The organism is Archaeoglobus neptunius (assembly GCF_016757965.1).
Lineage (GTDB): Archaea > Halobacteriota > Archaeoglobi > Archaeoglobales > Archaeoglobaceae > Archaeoglobus > Archaeoglobus neptunius.
On the sequence record NZ_JAEKIW010000006.1, the window covers coordinates 66,688 to 82,025 of the forward strand.

Annotated in this window: 15 protein-coding genes and 1 pseudogene; 10 read left to right on the plus strand and 6 right to left on the minus strand. The window is 47.4% G+C overall.

Annotated elements, in window-relative coordinates; translation table 11 throughout:
• The first annotated feature begins 34 nt into the window (after positions 1-34).
• Positions 35-1,903, plus strand: a complete 1,869-nt coding sequence (gene cooS / locus JFQ59_RS05695) for an anaerobic carbon-monoxide dehydrogenase catalytic subunit (protein WP_202319453.1) — start codon at positions 35-37, stop codon at positions 1,901-1,903.
• Between the two features lie 11 nt (positions 1,904-1,914).
• On the opposite strand, the gene JFQ59_RS05700 is transcribed toward cooS, so the two are convergent.
• Positions 1,915-2,052: a hypothetical protein gene (locus JFQ59_RS05700; protein WP_202319454.1), complete on the minus strand. Its 138-nt coding sequence runs from the start codon at positions 2,050-2,052 to the stop codon at positions 1,915-1,917.
• A 317-nt stretch (positions 2,053-2,369) separates the two neighbouring features.
• On the opposite strand from JFQ59_RS05700, the pseudogene JFQ59_RS12785 reads away from it, so the two are divergent.
• Positions 2,370-2,534: pseudogene (locus JFQ59_RS12785) on the plus strand (HepT-like ribonuclease domain-containing protein); the annotation flags it as partial.
• Here JFQ59_RS12785 and JFQ59_RS05710 read toward each other — a convergent pair.
• Positions 2,528-2,899 (minus strand): hypothetical protein, encoded by a 372-nt coding sequence (locus tag JFQ59_RS05710; protein ID WP_202319455.1) that lies wholly within the window; start codon positions 2,897-2,899, stop codon positions 2,528-2,530. The pseudogene JFQ59_RS12785 and the gene JFQ59_RS05710 overlap by 7 nt on opposite strands.
• Before the next feature lie 500 nt (positions 2,900-3,399).
• Between JFQ59_RS05710 and JFQ59_RS05715 the strand changes: the two genes are divergently transcribed.
• Together JFQ59_RS05715 and JFQ59_RS05720 are read left to right on the plus strand one after the other, a co-directional pair.
• Positions 3,400-4,290: an MBL fold metallo-hydrolase gene (locus JFQ59_RS05715; RefSeq protein WP_202319456.1), complete on the plus strand. Its 891-nt coding sequence runs from the start codon at positions 3,400-3,402 to the stop codon at positions 4,288-4,290.
• A complete protein-coding gene (locus JFQ59_RS05720; RefSeq protein ID WP_202319457.1) occupies positions 4,277-5,278 on the plus strand; it encodes a (Fe-S)-binding protein in 1,002 nt (333 codons plus the stop codon). Before JFQ59_RS05715 ends, JFQ59_RS05720 begins: the two co-directional genes overlap by 14 nt.
• Positions 5,279-5,383: 105 nt before the next feature.
• Here the strand turns inward: JFQ59_RS05720 and JFQ59_RS05725 are convergent, their stop codons facing one another.
• Together JFQ59_RS05725 and JFQ59_RS05730 are read right to left on the minus strand one after the other, a co-directional pair.
• Entirely contained in the window at positions 5,384-6,796 is a 1,413-nt protein-coding gene (locus JFQ59_RS05725; RefSeq protein WP_202319458.1) for a 4-hydroxyphenylacetate 3-hydroxylase N-terminal domain-containing protein, read from the minus strand.
• Positions 6,797-6,926: 130 nt separating this feature from the next.
• Complete coding sequence (locus JFQ59_RS05730; RefSeq protein ID WP_202319459.1) at positions 6,927-7,934, minus strand: adenosylhomocysteinase; 1,008 nt, start codon at positions 7,932-7,934, stop codon at positions 6,927-6,929.
• Between the two features lie 119 nt (positions 7,935-8,053).
• Between JFQ59_RS05730 and JFQ59_RS05735 the strand changes: the two genes are divergently transcribed.
• From JFQ59_RS05735 to JFQ59_RS05760, 6 genes are all read left to right on the plus strand, one after another.
• Positions 8,054-9,562 carry an ABC transporter ATP-binding protein gene (locus JFQ59_RS05735; RefSeq protein WP_230972327.1) on the plus strand — a complete coding sequence of 503 codons (1,509 nt, stop codon included), beginning with the start codon at positions 8,054-8,056 and terminating at the stop codon, positions 9,560-9,562.
• On the plus strand, positions 9,559-10,566 hold the full coding sequence (locus tag JFQ59_RS05740) for an ABC transporter permease (RefSeq protein ID WP_202319460.1): 1,008 nt from the start codon (positions 9,559-9,561) through the stop codon (positions 10,564-10,566). The genes JFQ59_RS05735 and JFQ59_RS05740 overlap by 4 nt, the downstream gene beginning before the upstream one ends.
• A complete protein-coding gene (locus JFQ59_RS05745; protein WP_202319461.1) occupies positions 10,563-11,510 on the plus strand; it encodes an ABC transporter permease in 948 nt (315 codons plus the stop codon). The genes JFQ59_RS05740 and JFQ59_RS05745 overlap by 4 nt, the downstream gene beginning before the upstream one ends.
• Positions 11,511-11,541: 31 nt before the next feature.
• Positions 11,542-12,672 carry a BMP family ABC transporter substrate-binding protein gene (locus tag JFQ59_RS05750; protein ID WP_230972328.1) on the plus strand — a complete coding sequence of 377 codons (1,131 nt, stop codon included), beginning with the start codon at positions 11,542-11,544 and terminating at the stop codon, positions 12,670-12,672.
• 71 nt (positions 12,673-12,743) lie between these two features.
• Positions 12,744-13,577 (plus strand): DMT family transporter, encoded by an 834-nt coding sequence (locus JFQ59_RS05755; RefSeq protein ID WP_202319462.1) that lies wholly within the window; start codon positions 12,744-12,746, stop codon positions 13,575-13,577.
• A 37-nt stretch (positions 13,578-13,614) separates the two neighbouring features.
• A complete protein-coding gene (locus tag JFQ59_RS05760) occupies positions 13,615-13,785 on the plus strand; it encodes a hypothetical protein (RefSeq protein ID WP_202319463.1) in 171 nt (56 codons plus the stop codon).
• A 5-nt stretch (positions 13,786-13,790) separates the two neighbouring features.
• On the opposite strand, the gene JFQ59_RS05765 is transcribed toward JFQ59_RS05760, so the two are convergent.
• Both JFQ59_RS05765 and fen read right to left on the minus strand, forming a co-directional pair.
• On the minus strand, positions 13,791-14,300 hold the full coding sequence (locus tag JFQ59_RS05765) for a MogA/MoaB family molybdenum cofactor biosynthesis protein (protein ID WP_202319464.1): 510 nt from the start codon (positions 14,298-14,300) through the stop codon (positions 13,791-13,793).
• A gap of 1 nt (position 14,301) precedes the next feature.
• Entirely contained in the window at positions 14,302-15,312 is a 1,011-nt protein-coding gene (gene fen / locus JFQ59_RS05770; RefSeq protein ID WP_202319465.1) for a flap endonuclease-1, read from the minus strand.
• Positions 15,313-15,338: the final 26 nt, after the last annotated feature.

Consider the following 15,338-nt stretch of genomic DNA (forward strand, 5'->3'; position numbering starts at 1 on the left):
TTAGACACATATATCTTCCGAAAAATCTGTACATATGAAAATCGAAGGAAATGTTAGCTACCACGAGAGTGTAAACAGAATGTACGAGAAAGTTAAGCAGGACGGAGTGACCAACATAATTGACCGATTTAATGCACAGGAGAAGGGAAGATGCCCGTTTTGTGAGAAAGGTTTGAGCTGTCAGCTCTGCAGCATGGGTCCGTGCAGAATTGGGAAGGATAAGCCAACAGGGGCATGTGGAATTGATGCCGCAGGTATGGTTGTTAGAAACTTCACCCACAAGAACATGCTTGGAACCGAAGCTTACACGTATCATGCTATTGAGGCTGCCAGGACTTTGAAGGCAACGGCTGAGGGAAAAACCCCCTTCGAGATAAAGGATGCAGAAAAGCTGAGGTGGTTTGCCCAGCAGCTCGGAATTGAGGGGGAAGACGTCAAAGAGCTTGCAATTAAGGTTGCGGACTTCGTAATTGCCGATCTGAGCTCGATAGGGAGAAGTAAACTTGTTGAGGTTTTCGCTCCAGAGAAGAGGAAGGAAGTGTGGGAGAAGCTCGGAATATTCCCGAATGGTGTGTTCCAGGAGTTGCTGATCATGGGCTCGTCTGCGATGACCAACGTCGATACCAACTACGTCTCCCTCGCCAAAAAGAGTATGGCGATGAGCATAGCAACATGCATGGCGGCCCAGCTTGCCCTGGAGACGATACAGGACATCCTGTTCGGCACGCCCATGCCCCATGAGAGCTATGCGGATCTCGGAATTCTCGACCCGGAGTACGTCAACATTGCCGTTGACGGACACGAGCCCTTTGTTGGAATAGCTCTGATAAAACTGGCTGAAAAGGATGAGATTCAGGAGAGGGCGAGGGCCGCAGGGGCAAAGGGACTGAAGATAATAGGTTTCATCGAAACTGGGCAGGAGATCCTTCAGCGTGTTGACAGCCCTGTGTTTGCAGGAATCGTTGGAAACTGGATTGTGCAGGAGTATGCTCTGGCTACAGGCTGTGTGGATGTTTTTGCTGCAGACATGAACTGTGCCCTTCCATCACTGCCTGAATATCAGCGCTACGGTGTTAAGATCGTGCCCGTAAGCAGGCTCGTCAGAATGAGAGGCATAGACGAGGGGCTGGATTACGAACCGGAGAAGGTGGAAGAGATAGCGATGAGGCTTATCGACATGGCGATCGAGAACTTCAAGCAGAGGGACAGGAGCAAGGCGGTGAAGGTGGAGGAGAAAAAGAAAATAGTTGTCGGCTTCTCCACTGAGGCGATACTCAAAGCTCTTGGTGGAGATCTAAACGTCCTGCTCGATGCAATAAAGAAGGGAGATGTGAAGGGTGTTGTGGCCCTCGTGAGCTGCACAACTCTCAAGAACGGCCCGTACGACAGCAACACTGTAACGATAGCCAAAGAGCTGATCAAGAGAGACATACTGGTTCTTTCAATGGGCTGCGGTAATGCAGCACTGCAGGTAGCCGGCCTGACTTCGATGGAGGCTGTTGACATGGCGGGCGAGAAGCTCAGAGCTGTGTGCAAGGCACTGAACATCCCACCCGTGCTGAGCTTTGGAACGTGCACGGACACGGGAAGGGTGGCCTATCTGGTCAGGGTTATAGCCGATGCACTGGGTGTTGACATCCCGCAACTGCCGGTGGCTGTGACAGCGCCCGAGTACATGGAACAGAAGGCCACAATAGATGCAGTGTTTGCGGTGGCGTATGGCCTCGTCACCCATGTATCCCCTGCACCTCCAATCACAGGGAGCGAAGATGCCGTGAAACTGTACACCGAGGACGTGGAGAAGCTAACGGGCGGAAAGGTCGTGGTTGAGGACGACCCCGTGAAAGCTGCAGACATCCTTGAGAAGGTAATTCTCGAAAAGAGGGCGGCTCTGGGCATTTAATTCTTTATTTTTTAAAAATTGTTAAAAAGTTGCGTTTTCACAACTTCCACGATCCCGATGTGTTCTGAAAGTCTCTTCAGGAATTCCCGTGCCGGAACGATACCTTCGGGGGCGTACACACCCGTCTTGTCGATCCTCTCGGCGATCATCAGCGCTCAAAGTGTGCTGCTGGCAGTGCTGTTGCTTTAACTGCCGAGGGTTCTGCGATACATAGAGGGGAGCTCTTTTCTCTCACCTGCGTTGAAATTGGAAAAAATATAAATTTGCTTGAATTTGTATCATTGAGGCTCGAACTCTAAGATGTCTCAGGTAGAAAAGTGGACTGGTGAAATTCGAAACCATGATTCTCTGAAAAGAGACGGTAGGCTATTTCTTGATGATATCTTCGAGAGTATTGAAAAAATAGAAAGAATATGTACCGAACGTTGATGAAGAGAAATTCTATGAGGATACCTTTGTTCAGGATGCGGTGTTGGGAAGGCTGGAATTAATAGTTGAGGCTGCGAAAAACGTTCCAACCGAATTCAGGATCAGACATTCAGACGTACCCTGGAGACAAATCGCCAGCATGAGAGACGTTCTGATTCGCTTATTTTGGCGTAAATCTCAGAAGAGTTTGGGAAGTCATTGAGGAAGATTTACCAGAACGCACAAGAATCCTACAACTAATCCAATAATTACAGACAAGCTCTTAAGTAATGCCACATTTTCAAGTTCCTGTGGTAATCCAAGTAGTGCAATAAAGGATGCTGCGAACACCAAAACAAAACCAACAAGTACCAGAATCCCTGCCTCCTTAAGAGAGAGTGTCGTCTTACCCTTATACCTCACACCTAGCATAAGTCCGTATCCAGCAGTTAAGATATAACTTAGACCCATTGTAGAAATAGTAGTTGCAGCGTTAATATTGTAACTCATCACCAAAAAAATTGAGTACAAATAGTTTAGGGTACCACCAGCCGCAACTATGAGTAAGGCCTTCTCAAGAGCTTTCATTCGACCTATCACTCCATTACTACTGGACTTCCCATTATTAGCACTGCTGCAACTATTGGGGCACCTATTCCGCATGTCGCTGCCGCAGCGGCTAAAGTTGCTGTGATTACTATACCCTCGTAAGCTGCAGCAGTAGCCGTGATCGGTATGGACTCATGATGTTCGTAGTACAACTCAAAGGCCAAGTTTAGTTGTTGAAACGCTGGCATCACCGCCAAACCAACCATAGCCAGACAGAGCCCAACAGCAAGCCACTCATCACTTCCTCACTCCAGTCTTTAACCTCGTGCATCTCTAACCACCATGCTTACCACTCACAATCTGCATGCTATGCCCATTTAAGTCTTACGATATACAATCTCTATCAAAAAATTATGGTTAAGTTGAACATTGAAACTGTTAAGTACAGGCACATAATAATCATGACTCCGAGTTTCCTGACCATCAAAACACTGCACAGTAACCAAAAGAATTTAAAAAATAATAATTTTATTTCAGCTATGGAGGAAGTTCTGCCAGGAGTCTATCTTGTAGATACCCTGAAATACGTTGAAAGTGGCGTCATCTCTGCATACGTGGTTAACTTCGAAAAGGCAGCCATAATTGACCCGGGCACTGCCAAGGGTGCTCGGATAATACTGGATGAGATCAACCCGGAGTGGGCAGTGGAGTACATCTGTCCCACCCACATCCACATAGACCACGGTGGTGGTGCTGCAACTCTGGCAAAGGCCTTGGATGCGAAAGTGATCGTGCATCCAAAAGGTGCTAGACATATTATCAACCCGGAAAAATTGTGGAAAGCATCCAAAGCTGTTCTTGGTGAGGTTGCAGAGATCTACGGTAGACCGGAGCCCTTGGAGAGGGAAAAGGTGATTGCTGTTGAAGATGGCGAAGAGTTGGACCTTGGTGGAGAGGTCATTAAAATCCTCCACGCTCCGGGGCATGCTCCACACATGCTGGTTTACTACCTAAAGAAATTGAAGGCCCTCTTCCCGGCAGATGCTGTCGGAATGTACTTCGACGGTGTTGTTTTCCCACTAAGTCCACCAATATTCGATGCAAATGCAGCGTTAAACACACTGGAAAGACTTAAAAAGCTGAAAATAGACTATGTTGCCTTCACGCACTACGGTGTGGTTGAGGGAAAATGGCCTGTTGAAAAAGCATACGAAAAAATTACGCAGTGGATGGAACTTGCAAGAGAAACTATTTCTCAGGGAGGAGATGTTGAAGACTACGTAAGCAGGCTAAGAAAAGAAGACGAAGACGTGGAAAGACTCTTCCAGATTCTCTCGAAAAAACCAATAGCTATAAGCTTCATCTATACCTCTGCCAATGGAATGCTGGATGCAGCAAAGAGGGAGGTGGAATCAGATGAACAAACTTAAATTTGATCCTGACCTCTGTTTGAACTGCGACACATACAATTGCCTGACCAGATGCATAAACCTGAACTACGACTTCGATTCAGCAAAGGAGGAGAGGACTAAGATTGCTAAGGGAGAGCTCAGCAGGCTGCTGGAGGAGTGTTACACCTGCTACGGGTGTGAGGAGTACTGCCCCCACAACAACCATCCCTTCTACCGAATTGTCGAACTGCAGGAGCAGTATGGCGTCAAAAAACTCGGCGATGCTACCCTGAAAGCCCTGATAGAGAGGTACGACGTTAGCGGGGAATTCATACCTAAGAAGGTCGGCGGAAAATTCGTGCACATCTGTCTGTTTCCCGAAGCAAAGGAGATCGTTCAGAGCAAACTTTTTGACGGTTACGAGATCATCAGGGGGAGGCACGTTTTCTGCAATATGCTCTACCTGCACTACGGGCTTGTGTCTGTGATACTGGAAAGAGCTGAAAGAACCATATCCAATCTGGAAAAACTGGGGGCTGAGGAGATAGTCATGTACCACGATGAATGCTACGCCTTCTACGAGTCCTTTGCAAAGGCCTACGGTATCGACGTGCCTTTTAACTACATCCATTACTTTGACCATCTGTATCGAAGACTGGAAGAAATGAATGCCAGAGAGCTTGGAATAAAGGTGGCATATCAGCGCAACTGCTCCAACAGACTGATCCCGGAAACTGACAGGACACTGGACAAAATTTTTGAACTTATCGGCGTTGAGAGGGTTGACAGAGAGTACGACAGAGAAGGGGCGATGTGCTGCGGTGCAGCCTTTATACTGGCAGGAAAATCTGAGCTTGCTGAAGAACTCCAGAGGAAGAACATTCAGGACATGGTGAATTCGGGGGCAACGCATGTTGTTTTCAACTGCCCGATGTGCTACACCACCCTTGCGGATAAGGTGAGGGCCAAAGGGCTTGAACCGCTGATGGTTGTGGACCTCTGCAGGATGGCAATTGGAGAGGTGTAGACATCTCTCACTTTTTAAGAGAATGACTCCATCTGTCCACCCAAGTTTCACAAGATCTCCAAAAAAAAAAACACGGTAAAATCTCTTCCTGAATTGGTTCGGGATTCAGAGGTTCAAACACTCTCTTACAGCCTCCTCTTTATCCTTTATGTCCATGATAAACCTTAGTGTGATGAGAGCTGCTGCCGGAGAGCCACCACCATGGATAGCCCCTACAAGATGTGATGATGTTGCCCAGAACTCGATGAACTTCACGAGCTTCATTCTCTGTTCGACCGTAAATTTTTCACTCGCGGAAAGGTATTTTCCAACTTTATCTCCGATCTCCCCTTTCATGTCAAACTCTGATGGTGATGTCCCTATTATACCTCCAGATATGTCAATCAGGTTTACAAGCGATTTTGTAAACCCTTCAACACCTATTATCTTCCCGGCATTGGCCATTAGCTGATTCGGATGCCAGATGTCATATGCATTGTAACCTTTGACTGCTGCTCCTGCTGCTATTCCAAAAGCTGCCTCGCTTACAGCCACCATTTCGGCTATCCTCTGCTGTAAAACCGCAACCCCTTCAAGACCGTTCGCCTTAAGCATCAGACTGGCTGCCCCTGCCATCGAATCTATGAATCCTGCCTTGCATGCAGCACCGACACATCTGTGGGAGGATGCAAAGTAGTTAAGAACATCTCTTGTGGCCCTTAGATCTTCGAAAATGAATACCCTCTCCCACGGAATGAATACATTGTCGAATATAACCATGCAGGTTGTCCTGTCACCGTACCTGATGTTTCCCGGTTCGAACTCCCCGCCTTCCCTCTGCTTTGCCTGCACTCCCGTGTTCTGTATCACATACTTTATTCCTTCATCCTCGGGTGTTGCCGCAAAAACAATTGCAAACTCCTCCTCACCCTGTTTGAATGTTTGAGTGGGGAGTACAAAGTTAATGTCTGCCGCAAAGGCACCACTTTGTGCAATTTTAGCTCCACTGACAACAATCCCATCTTCTCTTTTCTCAACTACATGCATGAACTTTTCTCTTTGTTCGGCTGGTCTTTTACTCCTGTCTCCTTTGACATCAGTGAGAGCTGCAGTGCAGGCATAGTCCTTCTTCTGAATCTCCTTCAGCAACTTCAGGAATCTCTTGTGGTAATCTGTCCCCTCCCTTTCATCCAGCGCTTTCGTCGCAGGGTAGATTGCGTTAATGGCATCACAGCCCGTACAGCGATAGTTGCAGGTGGCGAGTTTTTTACTGAGCTCTCTCTGGTAATCATACCTCGCTATCAAATCCTCTGGAGTTTTATTAACGCAGTTCAGCCTGTTCACCTTCTCTCCAACTAGTTCTGAATAAGGTGAGTACTCCTCTCTGAGTTTTGCAAGCTCGAAGGTGTAGGCAAAGGCATTAACGGTTGGCCTTATATTCGGATGGTCAACGAAGTTCTCAACCTTTTTCCCAAGAACGTATATCTCCCTCTCATACCCCCTCAAACGCTCAATGTAGTCTTCCCCCGATATCAGCATCCAATCACCTCGTTTAATTCTGATAATCAGGGATCTTTAAAAGAATTGCTATTTTTAAATCATAAAAATAGGTATGTTTGAAATTTTGCGTTCATCCAGGCTTTTCATCTACCAGTTTTGTGGTGTGAAGTCAAACGCTTGTGAGCTCTCTCAGCACAGCCTCCTCAATATAGCCCGGTAGAGGTATAACCCCATTAAATTCCTCCCTTTTGAGGTGGTTGAGTGCCAGTATGGCCGCTGCAAATGTGCGATCCATCACCTCCATCGGCGTACCATTTCCGATTGCAAGATTCGCTGCATATCCGCTTGCTGCTATGTAGTACCTTTTACCTGCGAACTCATAGGCTGTGATGTCTCCATACTCTGCCACAACCTTTCCGGCCGGAGAAATCTCCCTCTCCGCCCCGAGATTCATGAGGATCGCACCATCTCTGATCGCCCTCAGCTCTTCTTCGCCGATACACTTGGGTGAACCGGTGCAGGTTACGATTATATCCGCATCCAGGTCTTCCGAAACCTCATACCCCCCGTACAGTGCCTCAATCCTTCTTCTGGCAGAACTATCCCACACACTGACCTCACACCCAACAGACCTCAGCAGCTCAGCACATCCCTCCCCAACTCTCCCGTATCCTATTATCTTAACTTTTTTGCCCGGAAGAAATACATTCAACCTCATCAGGGCATCTAAGAGTCCGAAGGCCGTTCCGTATCGGTTCTCACCGATGCCCTTCAATGTTGACGAGTCGAGAGAAATTCCCTTTACCTCCACTTTCAGCCTTTTGAGATAATCTTCCCCGGTCTTTGTGAGTTCCACGACATTCACTTTTGTTTTCCCGGCTTTTTCTGCAACTCTGGATAGAACGGCAGCACAATCCAGAAAGAACTTGGCCTTCACAGCCTCTCTCTTTCTTACGATCTTAACACCTCTCTCCTCAAGCCACCTCACAGCATCGGGCTTGGTTGACTGCTCGTCGAGCTTTGCTGGGAGAACGTTCGTGTATGTTGAGAGCTCGTATATTAAGCAGGCACTTTTGTATTCAAGAGGGATGCAGATGGCGACCTCTTCAACTTCAATTTCCCTTGCAAATTTTTTAATGAGCTTCATCCTATCGTAATACCATCCAAGTCCTATCACGCAGATTTCTCCTGTTTGAAATTATATATTTATTTTTTGAGAGTTCATGCGGGATTGAAAGACTTTAAAAATTCAGAGGTCGGGCTGGGTTTAAGACTGTTCAACTGAGGTGGTAGCAGTTGGAAACACTGCTTGAAATGAAGAACATAGTAAAAAGATTCGGAGATGTCACAGCCAATGATCATGTGAACCTCAGAGTGAAAAAAGGAGAGATACACGGTCTTTTGGGTGAAAATGGGGCGGGCAAGACCACGCTGATGAATATCCTTTTTGGACTTTATCGGCCGGATGAAGGGGAGATGATTTTTGAAGGTCGCCGAGTGGAGTTCAGGAGTCCCAGAGACGCAATCTCTGCTGGAATTGGGATGGTGCACCAGCATTTCATGCTCGTCCCCAGGATGACTGTCCTCCACAACCTGATTCTGGGCTATAAAACTCCTTCTGACCCTCTAATCGACGAGAAGTGGGTGGAGAGAAGGGTTGAAAGGTTGTCGGGAAAATACGGTATCAGCATTCCGCTCTATGAGAGGATAATGGACCTCAGTGTGGGGGAAGAGCAGAGGGTTGAGATTCTGAAAGCCCTGTTCAGAGACGTTAAACTCCTCATCCTCGACGAGCCCACAGCGGTTTTAACCCCGCCCGAAGTCCAGAGTCTGTTTTCGGCTTTGAGATCCATGACTGAAGAAGGTTTAACTGTCATATTCATCACACACAAGCTTAAAGAGGCGTTAACCATAACCGATCGGATAACTGTACTCAGAAAAGGCAAAAACGTAGGAACGGTTGAAACCGCAAAAACCAATGAAAGAGAGCTGGCAAAAATGATGGTTGGCAGAGAGGTCGTTATGAAAGTGGAAAAGCCATCTGTTGAGATTGGCGATGTGGTTCTCAAAGTTCAGAATCTGTGGGTAAGGGACGATCGTGGACTTTTCGCCGTCAGAGGTGTGAGTTTCACAATCAGAGAGGGCGAAATTTTGGGCATTGCTGGTGTTTCTGGCAACGGTCAGAGGGAGCTTGAAGAGGCAATAGCGGGTATCAGGAAAGTGCACAGAGGAAGTATTTTTCTTTACAATAGAGAAATAACCAGCTCGTCCGACAGATCTCAAATCGCATACATACCTGAGGACAGGATTGGTGTTGGCCTAGCCCCCTCACTCACGGTAATGGAAAATTTAATGCTGAAGGACTTCAAAAAGTACCGCCGAGGTTTCTCTCTGAATTTTGATGAAATGGAAAGGGTGGCTGAGAGGCTGATTGAAGAATTCTCCGTGAAAACCCCTTCGGTGCACGTGCCTGCAAGCACGCTTTCTGGTGGAAATATTCAGAGGCTAATCTTGGCCAGAGAGTTCTCCAGAAAACCGAAGGTAATAATTGCGTCTCAGCCCACAAGAGGTCTGGATATAGCCGGGATTGAGTACGTAAGAACCAGACTTATTGAAAGTGCCAGAAATGGCTGCGCAATCCTTTTAATTTCCGAGGATCTTGACGAAATATTCCAGCTGAGCGATAGAATAGCCGTAATGTATGAGGGTGAGATAAAGAAGATATTTTCGAGAAATGAGGCAAGATATGAAACCGTGGGATATCTGATGGCTGGAGGAGCAGAGACCGGGGAGGTTGCTGCATGAAACTGAAGTACCTCAGCCCAGTGGTGTCGATAACAGCCTCGCTTGTTCTTGTAGGCATCATGCTGGCCCTAATCGGCATAAATCCCATCCAGGCCTACAGCGTAATGGTGATGAAATCATTCGGGTCAAAGTTTGGCCTGGCAGAACTCTGCGTGAAGACCACTCCCATAATTCTAACCGGCCTTGCAGTTGCAATACCACTCAGAGCCGGATTATGGAACATAGGAGCGGAGGGGCAGCTTTACATGGGAGCCTTTGCCGCCAGCATTGTGGCGCTTAAGCTTCAGGTCCCAGCTCCTTTAATGCTGCCAACCATGTTTCTGGCCTCCGCCATCATGGGTGCTGCTTGGGCTGCCATACCGGGCTTTCTCAAAGCGAGGTTTGACCTAAATGAGATCATATCCACACTCCTGCTCAACTACGTTGCAATTTACTGGGTTGAGTATTTAGTTTATGGACCGCTGAGAGGTAAGGAAGTATACAACTTCCCCTATTCGGACCTGTTTGTTGACTCTGCTCTCCTTCCAAGGTTTTTTGGAACCCGCTTTCATCTGGGAGTGTTCATCGCCATCCTCATCGCGATTGTGATCTACTATATCATCACAAAAACGGATTTCGGTTTTGCCATCAAAGTAGTCGGAGCGAACCCAAAAGCTGCAGATTACGCTGGGATAAGCAGACAAAGAACAATACTCTACGCCATGATGCTTGGCGGAGCAATTGCCGGAATAGCCGGAATGATTGAGGTTAGCGGGATACATCTCAGGCTGAGACCCGGAATATCCACTGGATACGGATATGCAGGAATTCCCGTTGCCCTGCTTGCAGGAGGCAATCCTCTGCTTGTAATGCTATCTGCATCGCTGTTTGGATTTCTGTATGTCGGTGGCTCCGCCCTGCAGACGACCTACTCAATCCCGGTTTCGATAGTTTACGTCTTTCAGGCACTCATAGTTCTCTTCATCATTGGTGGAGACTCACTGGCCAGAAGGAGGGATGTATGATGGAGCCTCTAATAGCTGGCAGCAGCTTTATTGCATCCCTGATTGCATCTTCGATAAGAGCAGGAACACCATTGCTCTATGCAACGATAGGTGAAACTATAACAGAAAGAAGTGGTGTCCTCAATCTGGGTCTCGAGGGAGTCATGATCGTTGGGGCCTTCACCGGTTTTGCTGTGAGCCTCATAACCGGAAATCCATGGCTGGGAGTTCTGTTTGCAGGTATTGCGGGTATGATGATGGCAGCCATTCACGCCTTCTTTGCCGTAACGTTGAAAGCTGATCAGTCCGTTACGGGTTTGATGCTCGTTCTGCTTGGTCTGGGAATTACGGGGTTCTTTGGCAGAAACTTCATAGGTCAGGTTGCCACCTACATTGAACCTGTCAGGATTCCCTATCTCTCCACCCTGCCCTTTGTCGGTGAGGCCTTTTTCAGCCACGACCCTCTCGCCTATCTCGCAATTCTCCTGACTTTTCTCTCCTGGTTCTTCCTCTTCAGAACCAGATACGGTCTCGAAATAATAGCATCGGGCGAGAATCCGGAGGCTGCAGACACACTTGGCATAAACGTAGACAGAGTCAGATTCTTCTCCACGCTTGCTGGTGGATTCCTTACAGGTATTGCAGGAGCGTACCTCAGTCTCGCCTACGCCAAGCTCTGGACCGAAGGGATGACTGCCGGGAGAGGGTGGATCTGTCTGGCCCTTGTCATATTCAGCGGGTGGATGCCTCAGAGGGCAATATTCGGGGCTTATCTTTTCGGTGGACTGGATGTACTGTCCTTCAAGCTTCAGGCAGTGGGCTTTGGTCTGTCCTACCACCTGCTGAAGATGATCCCATACGTCGTAACGATAGCAGTACTGCTCTTTAGCGTGGCAAGGAAAAGGGGGGCCTTTGGAGCGCCTGCATCTCTTGGAATACCGTACATAAGAGGAAGCAAACAGTAAAATTTATCTCTAATTTCAGACCTCTGAAAGTATGAAGTTGAAATGGGTACTGGTGATAATGGCTATTCTTGTAGCAGGATTTTTTGCTGGATGTGCACAACAGGCAGAAAAACCGCAGACAACGACTACGGCAGTACCAACTACCACAGCAGAGAAAAAGGAGATCAAGGCCGCCTTCGTTTACGTAAGTCCAATAGGAGATGCCGGGTGGACCTATGCACACGATCAGGGAAGGAAGTTTATAGAAAAGAAGTTCGGAATCAAAACTGCCTACGCCGAAAATGTTCCAGAGACCGATGCTGAGAGAGTGATCAGGGAGTTTGCAGATGAGGGATACAACGTCATCTTCACAACGTCATTCGGGTACATGGATGCGACGATTGCAGTGGCAAAGGACTACCCCAACGTAGTATTCATGCACTGCAGCGGATACAAGACAGCCAAAAACGTGGGTACATACTTCGGCAGAATGTATCAGGCCCGTTATCTCACTGGCATTGTTGCCGGAGCCATGACCAAGACCAACAAGATTGGTTATGTTGCAGCCCATCCCATACCGGAGGTAATCAGAGGAATCAACGCCTTTGCACTCGGTGTCAAGAAGGTTAACCCCAATGCCAAGGTATATGTTGTGTGGACCGGCACCTGGTACGACCCTGCGAAGGAAAAGGAGGCTGCACTGAGCCTTATAAGCGAGGGATGTGATGTCATCGCCCAGCATCAGGACTCCCCAGCACCGCAGGAGGCTGCGGAGGAGAACGGAGTTTACTCCATCGGTTACCACAGCGACATGTCCAAATTCGCCCCGCACGCTCACCTAACTGCTGCCGTATGGAACTGGAGCATAATATACTCATACGTGATTGAGCAGGTCATGCAGGGCAAGTGGAAAAGCGAACAGATATGGTGGGGAATAGACAAGGGCGTTGTGGGACTTGCCCCGTTTAACGATGCCGTTCCGGAAAACGTCAGAAAAATGGTGGAGGAAGAGAAGGCGAAGTACCTGAACCACAAAGTTCCAGATCAGTACCCCTTTGTGGGCCCAATCTACGACCAGCAGGGCAAGCTCGTTAAAGCTGATGGAGAAGTCATGACTGACGATGAGCTGCTGTCCATGAACTTCTTTGTTGATAACGTTGTTGGGAATATCCCCTCCCAGTAATTCCAATTTTTTGATTTCAGGCAAAAATTTGCTACAGTAAAACAGATTAATCCAACTGAGATAACCGGAACATGATAAAATGGGCTGTCCTCTCATTAACAATTGTGTTCTGGGGACTTGCATTTACGGCGATAAAGTATGCGGTATATTTTATCAGCCCCGTAGACGTTGCGGTTTTGAGATTTGCAATCGCAGATGTTCTGTTCGCCATATCAATACTGAACGGAAGAAGAATAGAACTCAAAGATGTGCCTCTCGTTTTCGTTCTCGGACTTTTCGGTGTGACGATCTACCATGTCTGCCTGAATGTGGGTGAGGTGTACATTTCATCAGGAGTTGCGAGTTTGATCATAGCTCTCGCCCCCATCTTTGTCCTTTTCCTTTCGTGGAAGTTTCTTAATGAAAGAATCAACCTATGGAAAATCGGCGGGACAGTCCTGGCTTTTTCAGGTGTGGCGTTGATTTCCGAACCATCATACGCAAACATCATTGGGATACTTCTCGTTCTCATCAGTGCTGTTGCAGCGTCGATTTACACAACCCTCGGAAAAAAGCTAATGGAAAAGTACGATGCAATAACCCTCACCAGCAATGCAATGGTTCTGGGCTCCATCCCACTCCTCCTTTTCGTCCCATCCTCCATATTTGAGATAGCTAATTCATTTAAGTCGGAGTTGATCCTCTCAATAATTTTCCTCGGTCTCTTCCCCACATACTTCGGCTATCTGGGCTGGTACTACTTCCTTTCAAAAGAAGAGGCTTCTAAAGCTTCAATCTTCCTTCTTGCAATACCTCTGGTTTCTCTGATAGCGGGCTACATCCTTCTGGGCGAAGTTCTCACGCTCAGAACACTTGCGGGATCATTCGCAGTAATAGCCGGAATATATCTGGTGCTGAGGGGTTGATGGAAAAGGATAAATCACCTTGGAAAGAGCAAACTGCATGACGAAACTGGAGAACATCTACTGTGCGAGATGTGGTTCGGAATTTGATTTGAATGTGAGGAGAACTACTGGATATTCGGGTCCGCTGCACATTCCGAATCTTTACTGCCCCTTCTGCGGGACAAGGAGACTGATGAAAAAGAAGGGCATTTTCTTCGAAAAGCCGTAGAGACGTTAGCTGAGACCCCTAGCATGGCTTAATATGTGATCCAGACTGTTCTTTATCATGTTCAGTCCCAGTCTGACAGCTTTTTTAGAGCCGGGAAGACAAAAAACAACTCTGTCCGCTATCAGACCCGCTGTGGCTCTTGAGAGTATTGCAGCCAGACCAACCTCGTTGAAGCTCAGCATCCTGAAAATCTCCCCAAATCCATCAATTTTTTTCGTGAAAAGAGGTTCAACAGCCTCAATTGTAACGTCCGACGGATTCAAACCAGTTCCACCTGTCAAAATGCAGACGTCTGCCCTGCTAATCGCACTCAGAACGGTTTTTCTTATTTCCACAATATCATCAGGGATCAGGCAGTAATCCACAGCCTTATCGCCGAAGGTTTCATAGATCAGCTTTCCCGATCCGTCATCTTCGGGAATGTTTTCCAGTCCCTCCAGCCGACCGTACTTCCTGTATCTCGATGTCGAGACCGTAACTATCACAAGTGAATAGTCAATCTTTCTCTCATGCATCTCAGAACCACCTTTCCAATGTCTCCTGGGTAGATTTCAGACCTTTCATCTTTTCCAGAGCTTTTTCAACTCTTTCTCTGCTGAAGTCGTGTTCCTCGCATAGAAATTCCACTGCCTTTTCAAAATCTGGCTCGTGGAACTCAATCCTGTAGTCATCGGTAACTGGTGGATTCAGGAAAAAATCTCTGATATCTTCAACAAACTCTATTTCAACTTTCAGAGCTTTCAAAGCCTTGAATACATCGCCGTAGGTTTTGATATAGTTAAGAGCCTTTTTAACCCCCACACCCCTGACCCCCTCATTGTAATCAGTGCCGACAAGGATGGCTATGTCAACGAGCTGTTCCCTTGTTATCCCCAGTCTTTTCAGATTCTCGGTTAGCGATATGATTTCTGGCTTTACGTCGATGTAAACGTTCTTGCCCGGAAGCTTTCTTTTGCCAGTAATCGCCAGATTTCTCGCCAGCTTTGGACTTCCAAAAAGAAGTGAGTCGTAGTCCTGACTGCCAGTAAAATGAACATCGCCCTTTGCAGCCATGTACGCTGCCTGAGCCTCACCCTCAGAGGGTGCATCAACAAACGGTATGCCCATGTAACCGAGAAGCTCTTTGGAAGAACCTATGATGTACTCATCCACCCTGCCTGCCGCCTGAGCATATTTCCTTGCATCTTTCTCTCCTGCCTGAACGGCTGCCATCCACTTTTCCTCGGCTTCCTCTCTTCTTCTCTTTCTCTCCTCAATCTCTGCTTTTTTGAACTCAGGCGGCTCACCATCAAAAACGAAAACAGGTCTGATACCAACATCCACCATGTTTGATACCCTGTACAGTATTCCAGAAAGGTGGGATGTAATTCTACCCTGTGAATCCTTAAGGGGGGTTCCGTCCGGTTGTCTGATGATGGATATAAACTGGTAGAGTGTGTTGAACGCATCAATAGCAATTTTTCTGCCTGAAAAATGCTCGAGTTCAACTTCCTCCCTTTCGAAGAGGTCGCCAATATCAGCACCCATAAAAAATCATGTGAAGGAATTCTTAA